This window comes from Acidobacteriota bacterium (assembly GCA_003225175.1).
In the GTDB taxonomy this organism is placed as follows: domain Bacteria; phylum Acidobacteriota; class Terriglobia; order Terriglobales; family Acidobacteriaceae; genus Gp1-AA112.
Genome location: QIBA01000049.1, coordinates 19218 through 38364, shown reverse-complemented (window position 1 = coordinate 38364; position 19147 = coordinate 19218). Strand labels below are relative to the sequence as shown.

The window sequence follows — 19147 nt, the reverse complement described above, 5'->3', positions numbered from 1 at the left end:
TGTTTTGATTTCTATGACCCGTGCGATAGTTGGCCCGATTACTGACGTGCTTCGGCCAATTTCGGGATATCGCTCGAGATACTGGGATCGGTGATCTTGCCACTCGCAACGAATCCGCTGCCATCGGCTCGCACAAACCTCAGATTCCACTCGTTCTTGAAGGATATTTGCCCAACGACTTCGCGACGCATTCCTGAGGCAGACGTCATGCGGGTGTTCTGCAGCGCAACGCGCTGTTTTTCGACGATGAAGCGACCTGTCCACAGCGCAAAAGTGAGCGCCGGATCATGTAAGTCATCGAAATGAAGGCTTCGAATTTCACCGTTGCGCCACGTGAATCCACCGGAGCCGCTTGCGGACGAAGTCAGTTCATCCATAGTTCGGCCATTCATCGCCAGCCGATAATCGATGTCAAGACTTCCAGTACCAAGAGGCTCCGCAGCTTCACCATAAGCGTCTTCCACTCTGACGCGTTTCAGAGATCCGGTACCAGTAATCGCGGCCCGTGGACCAGAGAAATCGAATGCGGCCTCACCCATATGCTGGCCACCGAATGCATCTGCGGTCCAGTTCCTGACGAGAACTTTTGCAGATGCAAGTTCCAGTTGGGCCACCACATGTTTGGCCTCGAAGTTTCCGATCTTCAGGTGGTCAGCGGTGATAGTGCCGTCGCATGGAACATCGAGCAGCCACTTCGCTTCGAACCGTCGCGAGTTCAAAAAAGGAATCGACAATCCAGAAGAAGCGCCGAGCAGCTTGATCAGCGCTGTGTCATTAATATTATCGACCTGCAGCTCGAACGTAGCTTTGCAAAGCAGGTGCTCTTCGCAGTTACGAGCCGCAGAAAAATCTCCTTTGAAGGCTAGTTCGGAATTGGGAAAGGTGGCGCGAATGTGCTCGGCTCTAACATTCTCGCTGTCGAACTTCAGGGAACCACCTATCAACTTCAGGGGCTCGGAAAATCCGCGTAGGGAGAGGACTGCCGAGCGGATTTGCGCCTGACCAGCAACCGATGGCGGACTGAAGTGCCGCCATTCCCCGGAGTACTGTGCGGTAATAGTTCCGGATCCTCGCAGATCGGTTTTAGGCGGATTCAGCCCAAGCACTCTTGCTGTCTGCATCAAACGTTGCCAGTCGACTGGCCCATCCAAATCGACACGATATCCCTGTGCATCGAATGACGCCGAAAGCTGGGCCTCGCCACCGAGATCGAGGATGACAGGCTCAAGGATTGCGCGTGAGGCGGTTGCTTGCGCGTCTACCTTGTGACGCGGCTGTGCCGGTGGCAATTCCGGAGAACTGAAATTCACGGTAACAACACGGGGAAATGTGAGCGGAGAATCGAGCACGCGAGACTCAATCACAACGTCGCGTGCCGTTGCGGCGCCACTCCACTTGGTTCGTCCTCCAGCAGTGCCTTCGATCGACCACGTGCCATCGAGGACGCCCTCACCACTGAGATCATCAGGCAGAGCGCTCTTCGCATGTAGCGCAGCGCGAAGCAATGGCGAGATCGGAACCTTGCTGGCGACGAGGCGCACAGAAATATCTGGTGAGGCAAGCGCGTGAAGCTTGCCTTGAGCAGTCAGAACTCCCGATTCCAGCGGCACCCGGCAATTGAATTCCCACTGGTTAATTCCACTTCCAATCGGAGTTTCTGCAAAAAAATGGTTTTCGCAGCTTACACGCAAATTAAAGGACGTATAACGTGCGATGTCGAAGCGGCGGAATTCGTCAATGCTGACCAGCAGCCTTGCACTGAAGTTGTCGGGAGTACCTTTGAGCTCAGAGTTGACTTCGACGGCTCCACGCCAACCGGGATCGTGACCTCGGGTGATGAGAGTAACCGCATTCACCTCGGGCCGTTCCCAGCTCGCCTGCAGGTGAAATGGTGTACTTGAGAACTGGGGCGCGCGGTCGAACGAGCCCGAGACTCTGATCAATCCAGTGTCGGTAACTCGCTCGTCCGTCCGCAGCGGAATCGCTTTCAGGCGAACATTCCAGCGATTTTCCGCAGCAAGCCATAACGCGAACTCTGCGTCGGAAAGAGCGAACGGTTTCTTTTCAGCACCAAACTTGAAGTTAATGCGGCTCTCGTTGAGCTCAATGTAGGGGAAGCGCGATCTTGCTTCCGCCTGCTTCTTGCCAGTTGGAGCGGATGGAACCTGCGCTGCGCGATTGATAAGGCGTTCGAGATTCCAATGACCACCCGGAGATTGCACGATGTTGAGGCTGGCTTGCGTGAGTGAAATGCTGGCGACCTCAAATCTGCCCCTCCACAGCGACGACCACCTTAGGGTTGCGACACTGCGCTGCCCACCCTCTTCCGACGTCAGAAGGATAGGCTCAGCGCCGAATTCGTAATCATCGCTGATCCTGAGCCGTCGAAAGGTGAAGCCGGGTATAGGAAGTAGCCGTAAACGGACATCCTGAATGCTTACAGGCCGTCCCATGGACCGGGAGAGCGATTCCGAGAACCGCACTCGGAAATGATTCAGGTTGATGGTTGGCGGAAGCAAGAACCCCAACGCGAGGGTGCACGCCATCGCCAAGTACACTCGCTTTCGCGTCGATAGCGCAGACATCTAATGCACCAGATGGAACATGCGGCGCCAGCGTGTTTCGTCAAAAAAATGGAGAGCGACGTGTCCAAGGAAGTGCAGGCGTTCAGTTATCTCGGTCTTTTGCCACTGATCCGGAGGTGTTTCAAATGACCAATAGACAAACAGAGGTCGCCCGATGATGTTCTCGCGAGGAATGAATCCCCAATAACGACTGTCGTAGCTTTCGTCGCGGTTGTCGCCCATACCAAAATAGCTGTCCGGAGGCACCACCAGATCGTCTCCTTGCTTCAGCACTCCTACTTGCACTGGCCATTCTGGAGAGACTTGCGCAGACGCCTGTATCGCTGGGACGGCAGGAAAATTGTCCCGATACGGGTTGTAATCACCTACTTTGTGAATCAAATAAGGCTCATGAAGCGGCTGTCCATTGCGATAGACGACCCCGTCGCGCAAATGAAGTCTGTCTCCCGGGATGCCAATCACACGTTTCACGACATAAAGTCCGGGTGTTTGCGGCGACAGAAAAACAACGATGTCGCCGTGCTGAATCTTTCGGTAGTGTTCAAACGGAGCCCAATGCGTAGGTGGAGCGACTGTAATGCGGTCTACAAAGACGTGATCGCCGATCAAAAGCGTGTATTCCATCGAACTCGATGGAATTTCAAAGGCTTGGATGTTGAATGTAATGATGAAAAGTCCAGTGACTAGAACCGCTGCCATGGAAGAAATGAACTCCATGGGCGTTTCCTTCTTCTTTTGCGGCTTCTCGGCAGGGGCCGACTGCGTCTTTTCTTTCGCTATGAGTACGTCAGTTTTCACAATTAAGTAGTCCAGTCAGGGAAAAAAATCAGCGAACTAGATGGAAGGTCCGGTCCCAACGAGCGTCCTCCGGAAGGTGTACCAGCGTATAGAGCAAACGCTCAAGTTTACCATCCGTCGACGCACTCTCAGGGCGCCTGACTGACCAGTAAATCAGGAACGGGCGACCAATGATGTTTTCACGGGGAACAAATCCCCAATAGCGACTGTCAAGACTCTCATCTCGATTGTCGCCCATTACAAAGTACTTATCAGGCGGCACGACGATTTCTCCCTGATGCACGATGTTGTGCATCTCCAGCCACCAGCGCGAGTTCACTTCGGGACTAATGTAATTTCCGGCGGGAAAATTGTCGCGGTAAGAGTCAAATTGCTGGCTCTTATGAATGGCAAAAGTGGCATCATCGATAGATTTTCCATTTACAAAGACCTTTCCGCGATACAAGTGAATGCGATCGCCTGGGATTCCAATCACGCGCTTCACAAAATGCTGAGTTGGCTGCACGGGATAGCGAAAGACAATGATGTCGTCGCGCCCGATCTGCGAATAAGGCAAAAGGGAGTTCCAGATGCCTCCCTCAGCGTAATGGACCTTATCGACGAGCAGATAATCGCCAATAAGCAGCGTCTTTTCCATCGATTGCGATGGGATCTGAAAGGCTTGGGCAAGGAAAGTAATCACAAATACTGCAAGAACAACTGTGGATGAAAGCCACTGAATGCCGCTCATCCAGTCTTCGGCGTTCCTGCGACGGGGAACCCGGGTCGGCGATTTAGAAATTACACCTCCCGAACTCGACTCTGTCGCAGTTTCTGGGCCTCCGGGAACACTCGTTTTGGGGTCAGCAAGTGCAACAAAAGCGGCAGTTTCGGAGCTTTCTGAGGCTTCAACGGCCGGGATTTCGGGCGATTGCATGTGCTCGTTCATGGCTGTTCTGCCTGAATTGGCTCGTGAGAGCGGAGATATTCAAGCGCGATTCGTGCTGCCTGCTGCTCGGCTTTTTTCTTTGTTGAATCCTCGCCGGTGGCCATATAAATCGGTTCCAACGCCCCTTGCTCAAGGATACGAACCTGCATAGTGAACAGTTTCCGATGTTCGGGGCCGGTTTCACTCACTACGGAGTACACAGGCTGTGCCAATCCCTTCGCCTGAACCCACTCCTGGAGCGCCGATTTGTAATCGGTAAAGTGCTCATTCAGATCAGGATTAGACTCCAAACGCACCAATTCCGGCTCCAAAATGAGCCTTACAATCACTTTTCGCGCGGGTTCCATGCCCCCATCGAGGTAGATTGCGGCGATCAAAGCCTCTAATCCATCCGCTAACAGACCCGGTTTTGCCCTTCCACCGCTGCGTTCTTCGCCGCGTCCGAGCAGCAAATAGCGTCCGAGTTGGAGGTTTCGCGCCACCTTAACTAGATGCCGAGCGCTCACTAAATGCGCTCGCATCTTCGAAAGTTGGCCTTCCTGGTGCGCTGGAAAGCGCTGAAACAGCAGTTCGCTGCTTACTAAACCCAGCACTGCGTCGCCTAAAAACTCAAATTGTTCGTTATCTTTCGCCCGATTAGCGCCATCATCGCCTCCACTTGCTGCGGCTTTGGTCTCCATTTCGTGCGCTAACGAGCTGTGTGTAAGGGCTTGTCGGAGCAGTTCTGAGTCAGAAAAATGGTATTCCAGCGCCGATTCTAGTTGTTCGAGGTCTTCGATTTTCATCGACGCAAGTACTACCTAGGCGTTTCTGACCTCGGTATAGTGGTGCTTCTGGGCGCCTCTGAAGGCGGTTTTGACGCGGGCGGAACGGCATTTGTGGACGCCTCCGGAGCCGGAATTCCCGCTCCCGGAGCGCCAGCTTTGCTCAACTCCGTCAAACGATCGACCTCCTGCTTCGCTAACATCGCCACTGGAGAGTTTGCCGGCGACACTTCTACCGCCTTATTCGCCGAAATTAAGGCCTCCGGGTACTGCTTTAGATGGTCTTGTGCCAGCGCTAAACGCAGGTAAGTGAGCGGTTCTACCTGTCCTGGGACACTCAAAGCGATCGATTGCTGGAACTCTTGACTGGCTGCGGCGTCGTTTTTGCGGTCTAGTTGCACCATTCCAATCGCGGAATGAGCCATGGACTGCAGCACTTTTTTCGCCGAATTGATCTGTTCCGCGCCCGCATTTGACGGCACCATGAGGTCAGTATTCACCGTATCGAGCGACTTTTGCGCGTATTTCACAGCCTCGTCGTACCGTTCTTCGCGGTCTAAATCGCCTTCCCGGGTACGTTCTGCGAGCACTGTAGCCGCCATGACCAGCGCTACCGGATCGTTCGGCTCATAGGTAAGAACCTTCCGCGCCATCTCCAGCGTCTTTTCAGGATCATTGGCCTGCTGATAGCGGCGCATGATGGCCGAATAAAGCAGTCCGCGAAGGTCACTTTGGGTGAATTTTGTGGCGAAATCATCGGCCGATTTCTCAGCTGCGCCGATATCCGGATTACTGACGGCAGCGTTATAAGCAGCAAATTCGTCGTTTGTCTTGGCTGCCGGAGGCGTCTTATGCGGCGGACCAGGAGGCGCTTGAGGCGGCGTAGTTGGACCACCAACAAGACTCGGAATCTGACGATTTGTTGGCGGCGGAGTGGCCGGTTTCTGTGCCGGCTGCGTCGATCCAGCCTGAGGCGTTTCGGTTGGTTGCGTAGTCTGCGCAAACCCGGCAGTCGCAAGCAGGGAAGCACAAACCAGCCGGCAGAACCCACTGCGGCAGCGGCCGGTGCCCTTTGGAAGCATCACCGCGCCCTTAATAACAGAAGAGAAGTTCCGATTCGTCATTAGTTCCAATATGGGCTTAGCTCCCTAAGCTTCTGAGCTTCTAAACCGCCAGCTCAGAACTAAGGAGCTTAGCAGTTATTTATTGCGTGGCGCTTCGTAAGGCTTCTGCAGACCGCGCTCAGCCGCCATCCTGGTATCCGGAGCAGCATCGCCGACGTTCAAAGCTGCGTTGTAATGCCGGAGCGCAGACTCACGGTTCTCTTGAATATCGAAGATGCGCCCAAGGTAAATGTGCGACCACGCAAGCATACGCGGATCGTGACTGAGTTGCAGCGTCTTCTGGAAATTGTCGATCGCGTTCTGCATTTTGCCCTGCAGCGACGAAGCGCGAGCCAGAATGAACGTTGCGCGCGCCTCGTCACTCGAACCGCTGCTGATCGCCCCCGTGGCAATCTCCTCTGCGCCTTTGGCATCGCCGGCGATCAAACTCTCTTCCGCAGCATCCAGAGAATCCGCCGGAGCTTTCACCGTGGAGCGTACCAAATCGGGAGAGCCCTGCTTGGCGAACGTAATCTCACGGGCGCGCTTCTCCTCGCGTCCCATGGTCAGATTCAGGTTGGTGAGCATCGGTGCAAAGGCGTCCTGGAAACCGACCTCGCCTTTCTCAAAATCTGCGAACTGCTCGTTGAAGTACCGCGTCAGGATGAATCCCTGCTGCATGGCCTCATCCACCGCGCGCGAATGGGTGCTCTCAAGGCGCTTTTCCCGCTGCTTGCGATCTTCACCGTCGACGAAAGGAACTGGCGTGGTGCGAATCTCAACCGCGCGAATCAGCGATTCCGTGACGAGCAGCGCAATATCCGTCTTGAATTTCTCATCCAGCGGAGCATTCGCGACCGTCTGCAGCAGCGGCTTCAACGTCTGCATGCGGTTGTAGCGCTTCAGCGCCATCGGATCGAGCGTGTAATGAAGATAGGTGTGCCGCACCGGTTCCATCTTCAACACGCCGTTATCCGGCGCCATCACCATCAGATAGTTCACGCCATAGTTGCGTGCGTTGATTTCTCGCGGCGCGACCAGCGGCTCAATATAAAGAGCGAAGCTGCGGCTCACATATCCGCTGATGGGCAGACGGAGATAAGCGTCCGTCTCCAGAATCATGTTCGCTACCTGGTTGTGATAGCGATCGACATAAGCCTGATATTGCGGCTCGTATCGCACCCACAGCTGATGCAAATGCACGGCCTGATAGAAGGCCTGAAGCACCGGCAGATACCCGAGTACATTCTGCGCGTCCGGAGGCAGATCGGCGTCCCGGATCGTAGTCTTAAACTCCGGCGGTTCGGTCGTGTACAGCGCCAGCGAGACATACTGCGCGATGTTGCGGGAAGGATCGGCTGCCTGATGGTCGCGGACGTAGTCACAAAGCTGCTTACGCTCGAATTGCGCATCTTCCGATGCAGCCACCGCGCGAATCACATCAGCGCGAATCTGGTTGCGAACCGCCTCTGATGACGAAAGCTCCTGGTCATAGCCACAGGCATTCAATCCAGCAAAAAACGAGAAAAAGGTCTCACTGACATCGAGCGTAATCTTTTGGCCGGCCGGATCGGCGACTAGCCCCGAATGTGACGCGGCAAGTGGCGCGGTTTTTTGAGCGAATGTGCTGGAAGACAGTAGGCAAGCGAGCAGTAAAGCCGAAGACGCACGGCAGAGAAAACGGAAACCCAGAGACAGCCTCCTACGGTTCGACGGGGATGCTCAATTTTACTGTAGAAGGGAGAGTGGCTACCAGCTTGAGCGGGCTTCTTTCACCACGGAGACACGGAGGTACGGAGGAAAGCACAAGGTTTTCCTCATTGTTCTTTTGTCGGTGAATTGGCTTTTGCCCCTAGCGCAACGCCTAGAATATAAGCATGCAGGATGATGATTTAGTTGTAGTGCGAACCTTCGCCACAGAAGCCGAAGCTGACATCGCTGCGAGCGCTCTTGAATCTGCAGAAATCGATGCAATGATCCAGGCCGACACGGCCGGAGGGATGCGTCCGCATATCGCCTGGGCTAGCGGCGGGTTCAAGCTGCTAGTGCGCGAGGAAGATGCCGACGAAGCGCGCAAAGTCCTGACGCCACCGACGCAACTGGAGTAAGTAGTACCGATAGCCGTTGGGTGGCGGAACCACCTGCGGTAGCGGGTGGTGCTGTTGTAGTTGCGGTTGCTGTGGCGGTTGTAATTGCGGTTGCTGTTGCAGTTCCGCCGCAACTCAAGGCATTCACTAGCAACGATAAAGGTTAACGGCAACCCAAAAAACAACTGCACCAGCCGCTACCGCAGGTAGTTCCGCCGTCCCTACCGCCGCCAGTACTCTGGCGTATATAGTTCCCGATAGCACCCATGAGAATCCTGGCTTTCCTTCTCATCGCGACGTTCTCCTTCGCCCAGCACCAGCACACGGCCGATCCTGAGAACGCGCGGCTCGATCTAACCAAGCTGCCCGCTCCGAAGAAGATGAGCGGATTAGGCCATGCTCATATCACGATCACGACAAAATCGCCCGAGGCACAGCAATGGTTCGATCAGGGACTCGCAGCCCTACATTGCTTTTGGGACTATGAGGCTCTACGCACCTTTGAAGAGGCGGTGCGCCTCGATCCCGATTGCGCGATGTGTCATTGGGGACTGGCCCGCGCACTCGACAGTCGCGGCGGCGACAAGGAACAGCACAAAGCGGAGCTGAAGAAAGCGGAAGAGCTCGCCTCGAAAGCGACTGACCATGAGCAGCGCTACATTCACGCCGACGTCGCGAGCGACAAGAAGAAAGACGACGACGATGCCGAAGCCGCTTACGCCAAGCAAATGGAAGCGTTGATCGACCGCTATCCGGATGATCTCGAAGCCCGCCTCCTCTATGCGCTCTCCCTGAATCATGGCTATTCAACCGAGGGCGAACCGCGCTCCGGTTCCCTTTATGGGCAGTCGGTACTGCGCGAGATCCTGCAGCAGCATCCCGACAACGCCGCCGCCAACCACTACTGGATCCACGCCGTGGAAGGCAGCCATCCCGAATTGGCAATCCCAAGCGCCGAGCGCCTCGGATCGCTCGCTCCAGATTCCGGACACATGGTCCACATGCCCGGACACATCTTTTATCGCGTCGGCGACTACGAGCGCGCCAGACAGATCTTTCTCGATTCCATGCACGTCGATCGCGCCTACATGGACCGGCAGCACGTAGCAGAGAAAGATGACTGGAACTACGCCCACAATATCGCCTACCTGATCGCTGACTGCGCCGAAGAAGGCAAGTATCAGGAGGCGCAGCAGCATGCCCGCCTTCTCGAGGGCCTGTACGGCGATCCCGATCACTCCGGCGCCCCGAACTTCTACGTTCTCCAGATCGGCAGCACAGAAACCAGGCTGGCGATCCGCTTCGCCGACTGGGACAGCGCCATCCGCCATCCACTGCAGTTCGGCGTTCCCGAAGCAAAAGTGAGTGTGTGGGCGCGCAACTATCGCGATGGCCTGCTCGCCTACGCCAAGGGCATGAAAGCCGCCGAATCCGGCCAATTGAACGAAGCCGAGCACCAGGCTAGAGTTCTCGACGCGCTGCTTTGGCGATTGTCGAAAGAAGATGTGGATGAAGAGAACAAGAACTGGCGAGACCGCGTTCTGAAGCTGTTAGGCACAGCATCCCTCGAACTGCGCGGCGATACCGAAATGGGAAAAGGCAACCTTGAGCAGGGACGCAAGCTCCTCGAACGCGCCGGCAAAGATGAAAAAGAACTCGGATACACCGAGCCCCCGCAGTATTCGCGTCCTCCGCTGGAGGTGCTGGGCGGCGCACTGATCCGCGCCGGAAGGTTTGAAGAAGCCCGCGAAGCGTATAAGAAAGAGCTCGAAGAGCGTCCACACTCTGGCTTCGCGCTGTACGGCATCGCCACTGCATGGGAAAAGCAGGGCAAGAACGAACAAGCCGTGAAAGCCTACCGCGACTTCCTCGAAGCGTGGCAGCACGCCGATCCGGACCTGTCCCAGATCAAGACCGCGCGCGCCAAGGCGGAGCCACCCGCGGTAGCGGGTGGTGCGGTTGAGCTTGGGCAGAACCACCTGCGGTAGCGGGTGGTGCAGTTGGGGTTGCGGTTGAAGTTGCAGTTGTCGTCAGTGAACCACGTCAACCCCAACAGCAACCCCAAAAACAACAGCACCACCCGCTACCGCAGGTGGTTCTGCCCAACACCGAGCCCAACAACACCAAAGCCCCACAGCACCACCCGCTAGCGCAGGTGGTTCTGCTTGACGACGAATCACGGGAAAGAGGTGCACGCGTCCGCCTTGCCAGGCTCCGCTTCGCTTACCCTCGTGCAGGTTTGTGCGTCCGTTCTTCAGCTATTGAGATGAAGGCATGCACTTTTTGTTTTGCCGTCCGTAATTCGCGGCTGGATTCCGCATAACCCTGTTTGCCGCTCTTTCGATCACGGTTTTGCCAAGCCAGGTGAACTATCTTCACTTGATGCAGGTAATCGGATAGGGCCATGGCCGCCAGCCGATCAGCATTGCTTCTAGCGATTGCGCCGGCTGCGGCTACAGCTTTCTCTGCCTCCAGCTCGCGTACCTGATAGGAGTCTCCGCGTGTGAGCTTGTAATTTTCGCAATTGCTGATTGCGCGATAGGCTTGTTGCGCCGAGCTGCGAAATTGCGCAGAGAGGCTGTCATCGTTCCGCCGTTGTGCGTACATCCAACCCGCAAACACCACTGCCGCCAACACAAATATCCCCATAATCAAGATACTGTGTCGCCGTAAAGCCATTACCGTGTTCCGTGGTAAGGCCATAACTTCTGTTGGCATCTCCATAGGGTTACCTCAAATTAAGGAAATGGTATGGCAGCATGCTCCCAGTCTTCAGTTACGAAGGCCCAGTCAGGCAGTCACTAAGGGACTAGCCCTCCTGTGGAGCGTGAGCGCCTTGCCACCCAACGAACGAAAGCCGCGTTCGTTGGGACCCGGCTGCGGCGCTCTTTCCCAAATTGAACTCGGTCGGAGTAAATATGGAGTGACTTATGAGTGATGAATCGTCCGATTTCGTAGAGCGCTTCAACCGTGAAGGCGGACCTGTGCGTGAAGCACTCTCGACGCTCTCAGTTAATAGACCAAATCACGCCACAAAAGAGTTACGGAGAAATCTCCTTCTATCAGAAATGGGCAGGGAGCGGGTGCAATGGTGCAGCCCCGAGCGGCACCGAGCCCAACTGCTCCAAGCCCCACGGCGCCACCCGCTACCGCAGGTGGTTCTGCTTTCTTATGGCGCTTTGCGGTTATTGACCCAGCTAGCCGCTGCGATTCGGTTGAAATGGGAAGAGGTATCGAATGCGCAGAACTCGTTCGCGGCGTGTTTCTGCTTCCAGAGTCGCGACGCGCGCTTTGAGCAGGTCATCCAACGAGACGATTCCCAGGAGCTTGCCATGATCGTCCCGTTCCACCACGGGGAAGCGTGTGAAGCCGGTTTCCGCCATGCGGTATACGACGACTCTGAGCGGCTCGTCCGGGTAAGCGCATGTGGGGGCTGTCCTCAGGGTCTCAGTTAGTCGCATTGAGCCGTCGCGATTTGCGTTTTCTTCGATGATCTTGTAGAGATCTCCGCGAGTTAGCACTCCGGAAAGTTTCCCATCTCCATTCAGAACTGGATATAGCCTCTGGCCCCGCGAGTTTTTGCTTCGCAGTGAGGTTGAAAGTTCCTGCACCGACACGTTGGTGGGAAGAACGACGATGCTGGTGCGCATCACCTCGCGAACGAAGAGTATTTCCAGCGGATCTACCGAGTACTCACGGCTGAGGTGATAGCCCCGTCATCAGGGGGAGCAAGGCATCGATGTCGTGTGTCAGCTCCAGGGCGAAGATTACCGCAGTGAACGGAGATCGCATGGTCCCGCCCAGGACGGCCGCCATGCTGATTAGCGGCCAAAAGCCTACTCCCTCCTGGGGCAGGAATGGGGATGCCAGGCCGCCCAAAGCACCGCCCATCATGAGCAGTGGAGCGAGCACTCCGCCGGAGGTGCCTGATCCGAGCGATACCGCCCAGATCACAGACTTAACGATGAGGATGCTGAGGATAAAAGTGCGCGTGGTGTCGCTCTGCAGCAGTTTGCCGATGACGTCATACCCGACGCCGAGCGCTGGGGGAAAGATGAATCCGCCCACGCCCACGACAATAGCGCCGATGGCCGGCCACCACATCCAATGAATTGGGAGCTTTTGAAAGGCGTCTTCTGAGCGATATACCCCAAGCGTCAGCAGCGCTGAGAGTGCTCCGGCCAACACTCCAATCACCACACAGCCAAGCAAGCCTTTCGGTCCGACCAGCAAGGAATGTGGCAATACAGGGAAGAGTGGGCCAAGGCCTAAAACGTAGCGCCGGGCCGCGGCTGCTGCCGCGCTTGCCATAGCTACCGGGATCAGACTGCGAGGTTTCCATTCGAAAAGCAGGAGTTCGACCGATAGCAGAGCCGCGGCAACGGGGGTGGCGAAAGTCGCCGACATTCCTGCGGCGGCGCCGGCAACCATGAGAGTTCTGCGCTCGGAGCTTGTCAGATGAAAGAACTGCGCCACCATCGATCCAAATGCGCCGCCCGTCATAATGATGGGGCCTTCAGCGCCGAACGGCCCTCCGGAACCGATGGAGATTGCAGCGGACAATGGTTTCAGAATCGCGAGCTTCGGTTCTACCGTTCCGCCTTTCAGCAAAATGGATTCGATGGCTTCAGGTATTCCATGCCCGCGAATTCTTTCGGATCCATATCGGGCAAGGAGCCCAACAATGATGGCTCCCAGAACGGGAACGAGGATGACGAGCGCTCCGAGATGATGATGAGCCGGGGAAGTGAACTCAGTGCTGAGCCGCTGATAAAAGAAAAGATTGGTAAACAGGCCAATCAGCCGAAGCAACAGGAATGCGATGTAGCTGCTGAGAATGCCGATGCAGATGGCGAGAAGCGCGATCCACAGAACGCGCCAGCCTGTGGTGAAGTCGCCGAGTTTTTCCGATTGATCCGAGTTCTGGCCCGCCAGGAAGCGTTTCCAGACTCTTGCACGCGCGGCGGACATGCTCAGGCGATCTTGCCCAGGCCCCCTGGTTGCTTTGACTCTGATTGCAGTTGCTCCACCTTCAACTCGAATTGGGGCCAATAGCGCATGAGCATTCCAATTTGTGACAAAGCGCCTTCATACTGCTCTTTGCACATTTCGATGATTTCAGTCTCGCCTGCAACGTTCAGAGTGATTTTGAAGTCCGCGGCCAGCGGACAATGAGAGCTCGAATAGATTCGTTTGATTTCGCACACGCCGAACCCCGCTATCACGAAACCGTTGCCGAGCAGAGTCAAGGCGCGATCATGCGTCGGCAGACCATCATAATGTTTTGCGAGTCGGCATGACAATCAGGGCTGTCGGGCTCCCGGTATCAGAGTAAGCACAACGTCGAACCGTTCCCGATTGGGCTTGTTATCACGCTGGTTCTGCGCTGCTGAGAAGAAAGCCTGGATCACAATCGGAGGCGTCGGCGGTGAGGGCATCTTCATGAATCGCCGTTAACCGAACGGCTAGTGTTCTGCAACAAACTGAACCTCATCGTTCACTTTATCTTTCCTGCTTAGGCCGTGCTGATGTCTGCGGTTTCGGAAGATCAATGGTTTGCCCTGTGGATTCAGCTCTGGTTGAAGGATTGCTTAAGGGATTCATGAGGAGTCAGCCGAGCGCAGGATCTCCGGGGAATCCAGGTTAGGGTAGCGATTGGGTTCCAACGGACCGGCCATCGCTGAGGGGGTTACTGACATGGCCAAGCTAATCGAATTCCGCATTCCGCCAAGCTACAAGAGCCGAGGGCATTGGGTGCCGGAAAGACTTCGGGGAAGGGTGCTCGATTTTCGCACGAGAGCAGACGACTTGAATCGCGCATTCTCGCAGCGCGTGCGGGAAGTCTCGACTCTGTCACGGACGGCTACCCCGTAGCGGGCAACCGGATATAAACGCACCCAGCGCTACCGAATCTTCCTATTTCACTTCCCTTAGTGACGCGCCGATCTTGGCGCGCAGCGGCGTTGGCAGTTCTGAGTACCCGGAGCTGGCCGCGATCTGCTGCCCGACCGAGAACACCCAATCGAGAAAGTCATGAAGGGCTGCCGCTCGTTTGGGATCGCCGCTATTTGTGCGGAGGTAGAGCCAATCGTAGCTGGTGATCGGAAACGAGCGGGCTCCCGGCGGGTCAGTGAGCGAAGCGGAAAACTTGTCGAACGTCGGGGCCTCGACCACCCGGCAAGCCTCGGCCAGGGTTGCGGGCGATGCCCTTATGAAATGTCCAGAAGAGTTGAGCACCAGGCCGAATTGGATTTTGGCCTCAATCGCGTACTGCGCCTCCACATAGCCGATGGCGCCTGCTTCAGACCTTACCATCTCTACCATTTCCGAACTGCGCTCGGCAGGTTTGCCTACCGGCCACCTGGGCGAAGCGCTAACGCCAACCTCGCTACGGAACCTGGGACTCGCTTTGGAGAGAAACTCTGTGAAGATGTAATTCGATCCTTTTCCCGCCGGCCGGTTCACGACTTGGATGGATAAATTGGGAAGGTTCACTCCGGGATTGAGCTTGGCTAAAGCCGGGGAGTTCCAGTTTTTGATCTTGCCTAAGAAGATCTCCGCTAAGACGTCTCCAGAGAATTTCAAGTCGGCGTGAACGCCTGGGATGTTGTAAACAGGGACGATCCCGATCAAAATGGCCGGAACTTCGATCAGTCCCGCTTTGGAACGCTCCTTTGCAGTTAAGGGAACTTCTCCGAGGGCAAAGTCGCCGCTCCCGTGAGAGATAGCCGCGACGCCTTCGTCGGCGCCGATCGCGACATATCTCATCTGCACATTGTGGTTGCGTTGGTTGTAAGCCTCGGCCCATTTGTTGACAAGCGGAGCCGGAACTGTTGAGCCGGAACCAACGAGGACCGTAGCCTCCTGACAGGTCCCAATCGTGGCCCAGCAGCTGAGCAGAAGAGCGATTCCAAGACCGGCAGGCAGGAACTTTCTCATTTGCTGCCATGCTCAGGGCTGGGTTGGGGTTCGTCAAGTAGCAGCGGAGGGGACAGCGGAATCGGGTGATCGGGCCATCCTGATCGGGTCATCGGGTCATCGGGTGAAGTAGGAAGTGGCTATCGGCATTCGGCTTTCGGCCGGCAAACGCTGGTCGTGTAGTTCACAAAAGCAGAACGCCGAATGCCCGTCCTTACCTCACCCGATCACCCGATCACCCGATTTCCCGATTCCTACCCTTTCTTCAGCAACGCAATCTGCGCGGTGTGATAGACGCAATGATCGATGGTTCCGTGTAGGAGCGTGTAGTTGTCATGATTGCGCCCGGGCACTTGTTTGCTTAGTTGCTCGTCGGTGCCGCGTTCGATTGCCTTGAACAATGCCGCGTGCGACGCCTCAAGGCGCGACAGAATTGATTGCCACTCTTTCTCACCGACTTTGCGGTTGCTGGGCCAATCGTCGGGTGTGTTCAGCGGGGCGTTTACGACTTCGCCTTGGAACCGGCGCAGTTCGATTTCTTCCCAGTAGGCGATGTGGAGCACGAGCTGAAGGATGGAGTGTCGTCCCACTGCAGGCGTGCGTGAGGCTTGTTCGGCGGCGACATCTTTCAGCAGAGGTTTCAGGGCTGGCCCATGCCAGGCTTCGCCGTTGCTGTCGCCTTCATAGACGCTGCGGTATAGCTGAGCAATGCGCTTGGATTCGCTCATTGTGTTCTCGTCCCAGAATCAAATTAAACAGAATCGAGGATGAGATTTCGCGAATCACCTGCAAGTTGCGAAATTTTGCGTTTGTGCTGGGCGCTTATGAAATCCATCGGCCTCATCGGCGGCCTCGGGCCTGAGTCGACTCTCGATTACTACCGGTCGCTGATCAATACCCATCGGGCGCTGCATCCTGAGGCAGACCCGCCTTCGATCATCATCAACAGCGTGAATATGAAATATGCGCTGCGTTGCCTTGAAGCGAAGCGGCTTGAGGGTCTCGCTGAGTTCTTCGTGCTTGAGCTACATAAACTGGCGAGGGCTGGAGCGGATTTTGCTCTCATAACCGCGAATACCCCTCACATTGTTTTTGACGAGGTGGAGCGCCGCTCTCCGCTGCCGCTGATCAGTATTGTGGAGGCCACCGCAGAGCGTGCACATCAGTCCGGATTCAAGAAGATAGGTCTGCTGGGAACTCGATTCACCATGCAGGCCAGCTTCTATCCTGAGGTGTTCTCTCGACGGCAGATGCAAATTCATGTGCCGGATGAGCACGATCAGGCGTTTATCCACGAGAGGTATTTCAAAGAGCTGGTTAACGGTGTATTTCTCGACGAGACACGTCAACGGCTTACAGAAATCATTGCTCACATGAGGGAGAGGCATGGCATTCAGGCGGTGATCCTCGGAGGCACTGAGCTGCCGCTGATCTTGCGCGGCGCGGAAGCTGCCGGAGTTCCCTTGCTGGATACCACGCAGATTCACGTGGAGTCTGCGTTGAGGCGCTTGGGCGAGGGTTAAGTCAAAAAAACCCGGCCTCCGGTTCTTCTTGCTGCAGTGAGCCGGATGTGATACCTAATACGGACCCCAGAGTTCCTTCAGTCAAAGCACTTTACATTCCCTCAACCCCCGGAGGGAGAGGCTGGTTCCGTTGAGCGTCCGGAGACTTCTGTGCGGCCCGCTGGCGGCGGTGGTGTGTCTGACCGTTTCCGCTGTGGGACTCCGACAGGAATCATCGCCCTCGTCGCAGCAGACCGCCACCGCTACTACTCCTGCGGATCCGGCGCAGCTTCCTTCGGCACGTAATAAAGAGGAAGACCAGGAAAAAGAAACTGTCATTCAGGGACCGCAGCGGCGGTTGCCGAACCGGCGTCCCATTACCACGAGCTCGGTTGAAGGACTTGTGACCAGTGCAGATGGTCGCGGCATCGGCGGCACGCGCGTGATCATTCGCGACAGTAACGGGCACCTGCATGCTGCGCTCACCGATGCCGATGGTGTTTTTCGCATTGGCGATCTCAAGGCTGGCGTGTACCAGATCGAGCTGCGCCGACAAGGCTTCCAGGACTTTACTCGCCAGAACGTCCGCGTCAGTCCGGGCGAAGTCCTCAGCATTGAAGTAAAGCTGCAAACGACAGAGGAGTACCTTGCGAACGGTCCGATGGATCGTCCCTTGGCCGGTGCTGTGCCGCCGAAGGCGGGTCAAACTGAAGCAGAAGCAAAGCAACCTTATAACGAGATGCGCCGGCGTCCCAACGAGACCATGCCGGCAGAAACAGCGGCTGCTCAGGGTCCGCCAACTGAGAACGCGAACGCTGAGAAACGAAGCTACCGCTGGGACATCACGAGTGGCGATCCCAAAGATCCGCTGAATGCCTATAAGAGGTACGCCGCTTCAGGCGAGTACCCGTACACCAGTGGTCATTGGTACGATCCCTTCAATCGCAACAAGCTCAAGGGCGATTATCCAATCTTTGGGCAGCAAACTTTCTTCGTCTTCACGGGCAGCGCAGTCAGCGCTCTGGACGGGCGTCGTTTGCCAACGCCAAGCTTGGTAGCCGCGCGTAATCCGGGATCATTTCAATTTTTCGGCAATGGCGGACAGTTCTTCCTCAGCGAACTATTCCGCTTTACCGGCGAGCTCTACCACGGCGATGCCAGCTTCCGTCCGAAGGATTGGCGCATTGTCTTCACGCCGGCGTTCGACGTGAATTACCTGCTGACGCGAGAGCGCGGCATCGTGAACATCAATCCGCAGCGGGGAACTGATCGTTTCGACGATCACGTGGGTCTGCAGGCCGCGTTTTTCGAGTACAAAATCAAGGATCTGAGTCCCAACTTTGATTTCGTTTCGGTCCGCGCTGGTATTCAGCAATTCCAAAGTGATTTCCGCGGATTGATTTACTCAGAAGAGCAGCCTGGGCTAAGGATCTTCGGAAATTTGAAGTCAGACAAGTATGAGTACAACCTCGCGTACTTCTATCACCTGGAGAAAGACACCAATAGTGGGCTGAACACGTTCAATGACCGCCATCAGCAGGTGGCGATCGCGAACCTGTACCTGCAGGACTTTTTGTTCAAGGGTTACACAACACAATTCAGCTACCACTTTGATAAAGATGATCCTTCGATCTATTACAACAACAACGGGATCATCACGCGTCCGGAGCCGATTGGCGTAATTATTCCGCATGGCATTCGTTCGCATTACATCGGAACAGCCAGCAACGGGCACATTAAACGGATCAACGTGTCGTCCGCGTTTTATCAGGTGCTGGGATACGACACGGATAATCAGGTTGCCTCGCGGCGCAATGTAACTCCGTGTCCGCAGGGATTCGGGAAGTGCGATCGTGTCGACATCAACGCGCAACTGGCGGCGCTGGAATTGTCCCTCGACAAAGATTGGCTGCGGCTGCGCACTTCGTTCTTGTATGCGTCTGGTGACAAGAATCCGCGCGACGGTATTGCCCGCGGATTCGACTCGATCGACGAAGCGCAGAGTTTTGCCGGCGGTCCGTTCAGCTTCTGGAACCGTGAAGGCATTCGTTTGACGAGCACGCTCATTGGCCTGAAGTCGGACAATGCTTTGTTTCCCGATTTGAGAGCAAGTAAGAACGAGGGCCAGGCGAACTACGTGAATCCCGGCGCATATGTGTTCAACGCCGGAGCCGACTTCGACATAACTCCGAAGATGCGTTGGGTGGTGAACTTCAACTACCTGCAATTCGTCCACACCGAGCCGATTCAGCTTGTTCTGTTCCAGAACCACATTCATCGGGGGATAGGAGCGGACTTTGGCACTGGTGTGATCTATCGGCCGCCATTGTCCGAGAACATCATCTTCGAAGGCGGTATTACAGGATTAGTTCCAGCGCGCGGCTTGCGGGATATCTATACCGGCCAGACGCTGCTTAGTGCCTTTGCATTGATTAAGTTCGTGTTCTAGATAGGCAAGTTGA

General features: G+C 55.9%; 15 protein-coding genes and 2 pseudogenes. 5 read left to right on the top strand and 12 right to left on the bottom strand.

What is annotated here, in order from left to right; translation table 11 throughout:
- Nucleotides 1–38: 38 nt before the first annotated feature.
- The 6 genes from DMG62_13325 to DMG62_13300 all read right to left on the bottom strand — a co-directional run bounded on the left by DMG62_13325 (nucleotide 39) and on the right by DMG62_13300 (nucleotide 7687).
- Nucleotides 39–2585: a hypothetical protein gene (locus DMG62_13325; protein ID PYY22442.1), complete on the bottom strand. Its 2547-nt coding sequence runs from the start codon at nucleotides 2583–2585 to the stop codon at nucleotides 39–41.
- Nucleotides 2586–3302, bottom strand: coding sequence for a signal peptidase I (lepB, locus tag DMG62_13320; protein PYY22441.1), 717 nt, complete (start codon nucleotides 3300–3302; stop codon nucleotides 2586–2588). It lies immediately after the preceding gene.
- A 109-nt stretch (nucleotides 3303–3411) separates the two neighbouring features.
- Nucleotides 3412–4311, bottom strand: a complete 900-nt coding sequence (lepB, locus tag DMG62_13315) for a signal peptidase I (GenBank protein ID PYY22440.1) — start codon at nucleotides 4309–4311, stop codon at nucleotides 3412–3414.
- Complete coding sequence (rnc, locus tag DMG62_13310; protein PYY22439.1) at nucleotides 4308–5096, bottom strand: ribonuclease III; 789 nt, start codon at nucleotides 5094–5096, stop codon at nucleotides 4308–4310. The genes lepB (DMG62_13315) and rnc overlap by 4 nt, the downstream gene beginning before the upstream one ends.
- 11 nt (nucleotides 5097–5107) lie before the next feature.
- Nucleotides 5108–6199 carry a hypothetical protein gene (locus DMG62_13305; GenBank protein ID PYY22438.1) on the bottom strand — a complete coding sequence of 364 codons (1092 nt, stop codon included), beginning with the start codon at nucleotides 6197–6199 and terminating at the stop codon, nucleotides 5108–5110.
- A 75-nt stretch (nucleotides 6200–6274) separates the two neighbouring features.
- A complete protein-coding gene (locus DMG62_13300; protein ID PYY22437.1) occupies nucleotides 6275–7687 on the bottom strand; it encodes a hypothetical protein in 1413 nt (470 codons plus the stop codon).
- Nucleotides 7688–7802: 115 nt separating this feature from the next.
- Between DMG62_13300 and DMG62_13295 the strand changes: the two genes are divergently transcribed.
- Entirely contained in the window at nucleotides 7803–8066 is a 264-nt protein-coding gene (locus tag DMG62_13295) for a hypothetical protein (protein ID PYY22436.1), read from the top strand.
- Nucleotides 8056–8286 carry a hypothetical protein gene (locus tag DMG62_13290; GenBank protein ID PYY22435.1) on the top strand — a complete coding sequence of 77 codons (231 nt, stop codon included), beginning with the start codon at nucleotides 8056–8058 and terminating at the stop codon, nucleotides 8284–8286. The genes DMG62_13295 and DMG62_13290 overlap by 11 nt, the downstream gene beginning before the upstream one ends.
- Here DMG62_13290 and DMG62_13285 read toward each other — a convergent pair.
- Nucleotides 8282–8419, bottom strand: a pseudogene (locus DMG62_13285) (pyridoxamine 5'-phosphate oxidase). The gene DMG62_13290 and the pseudogene DMG62_13285 sit on opposite strands and share 5 nt — an antisense overlap.
- Nucleotides 8420–8531: 112 nt before the next feature.
- On the opposite strand from DMG62_13285, the gene DMG62_13280 reads away from it, so the two are divergent.
- On the top strand, nucleotides 8532–10253 hold the full coding sequence (locus DMG62_13280; protein PYY22434.1) for a hypothetical protein: 1722 nt from the start codon (nucleotides 8532–8534) through the stop codon (nucleotides 10251–10253).
- 235 nt (nucleotides 10254–10488) lie between these two features.
- Here DMG62_13280 and DMG62_13275 read toward each other — a convergent pair whose 3' ends face one another.
- From DMG62_13275 to DMG62_13255, 5 genes and pseudogenes are all read right to left on the bottom strand, one after another.
- A complete protein-coding gene (locus DMG62_13275) occupies nucleotides 10489–10914 on the bottom strand; it encodes a hypothetical protein (GenBank protein PYY22433.1) in 426 nt (141 codons plus the stop codon).
- A gap of 548 nt (nucleotides 10915–11462) precedes the next feature.
- Nucleotides 11463–13236 (bottom strand): annotated as a pseudogene (locus DMG62_13270) (chloride channel protein).
- A gap of 2 nt (nucleotides 13237–13238) precedes the next feature.
- Entirely contained in the window at nucleotides 13239–13568 is a 330-nt protein-coding gene (locus tag DMG62_13265; GenBank protein ID PYY22432.1) for a hypothetical protein, read from the bottom strand.
- Between the two features lie 613 nt (nucleotides 13569–14181).
- Nucleotides 14182–15204: a phosphate ABC transporter substrate-binding protein PstS gene (pstS, locus tag DMG62_13260; protein PYY22431.1), complete on the bottom strand. Its 1023-nt coding sequence runs from the start codon at nucleotides 15202–15204 to the stop codon at nucleotides 14182–14184.
- 233 nt (nucleotides 15205–15437) lie between these two features.
- The gene (locus DMG62_13255) at nucleotides 15438–15911 is read right to left on the bottom strand and encodes a hypothetical protein (protein PYY22430.1); all 474 of its coding nucleotides are present in this window, start codon (nucleotides 15909–15911) and stop codon (nucleotides 15438–15440) included.
- A gap of 39 nt (nucleotides 15912–15950) precedes the next feature.
- On the opposite strand from DMG62_13255, the gene DMG62_13250 reads away from it, so the two are divergent.
- Both DMG62_13250 and DMG62_13245 read left to right on the top strand, forming a co-directional pair.
- Nucleotides 15951–16706 carry an aspartate racemase gene (locus tag DMG62_13250; GenBank protein PYY22429.1) on the top strand — a complete coding sequence of 252 codons (756 nt, stop codon included), beginning with the start codon at nucleotides 15951–15953 and terminating at the stop codon, nucleotides 16704–16706.
- A 121-nt stretch (nucleotides 16707–16827) separates the two neighbouring features.
- Nucleotides 16828–19134 carry a hypothetical protein gene (locus tag DMG62_13245; GenBank protein PYY22428.1) on the top strand — a complete coding sequence of 769 codons (2307 nt, stop codon included), beginning with the start codon at nucleotides 16828–16830 and terminating at the stop codon, nucleotides 19132–19134.
- The last annotated feature ends 13 nt before the right edge of the window (nucleotides 19135–19147 follow it).

Excerpts from the sequence above, each read along its gene's own strand:
- DMG62_13325 (PYY22442.1), bottom strand. The coding sequence starts at position 2,585 with ATGTCTGCGCTATCGACGCGAAAGCGAGTGTACTTGGCGATGGCGTGC.
- lepB (PYY22441.1), bottom strand. The coding sequence starts at position 3,302 with ATGGAGTTCATTTCTTCCATGGCAGCGGTTCTAGTCACTGGACTTTTC.
- lepB (PYY22440.1), bottom strand. The coding sequence starts at position 4,311 with ATGAACGAGCACATGCAATCGCCCGAAATCCCGGCCGTTGAAGCCTCA.
- rnc (PYY22439.1), bottom strand. The coding sequence starts at position 5,096 with ATGAAAATCGAAGACCTCGAACAACTAGAATCGGCGCTGGAATACCAT.
- DMG62_13305 (PYY22438.1), bottom strand. The coding sequence starts at position 6,199 with ATGACGAATCGGAACTTCTCTTCTGTTATTAAGGGCGCGGTGATGCTT.
- DMG62_13290 (PYY22435.1), top strand. The coding sequence starts at position 8,056 with ATGCAGGATGATGATTTAGTTGTAGTGCGAACCTTCGCCACAGAAGCC.
- DMG62_13280 (PYY22434.1), top strand. The coding sequence starts at position 8,532 with ATGAGAATCCTGGCTTTCCTTCTCATCGCGACGTTCTCCTTCGCCCAG.
- DMG62_13275 (PYY22433.1), bottom strand. The coding sequence starts at position 10,914 with ATGGGGATATTTGTGTTGGCGGCAGTGGTGTTTGCGGGTTGGATGTAC.
- pstS (PYY22431.1), bottom strand. The coding sequence starts at position 15,204 with ATGAGAAAGTTCCTGCCTGCCGGTCTTGGAATCGCTCTTCTGCTCAGC.
- DMG62_13255 (PYY22430.1), bottom strand. The coding sequence starts at position 15,911 with ATGAGCGAATCCAAGCGCATTGCTCAGCTATACCGCAGCGTCTATGAA.
- DMG62_13250 (PYY22429.1), top strand. The coding sequence starts at position 15,951 with ATGAGATTTCGCGAATCACCTGCAAGTTGCGAAATTTTGCGTTTGTGC.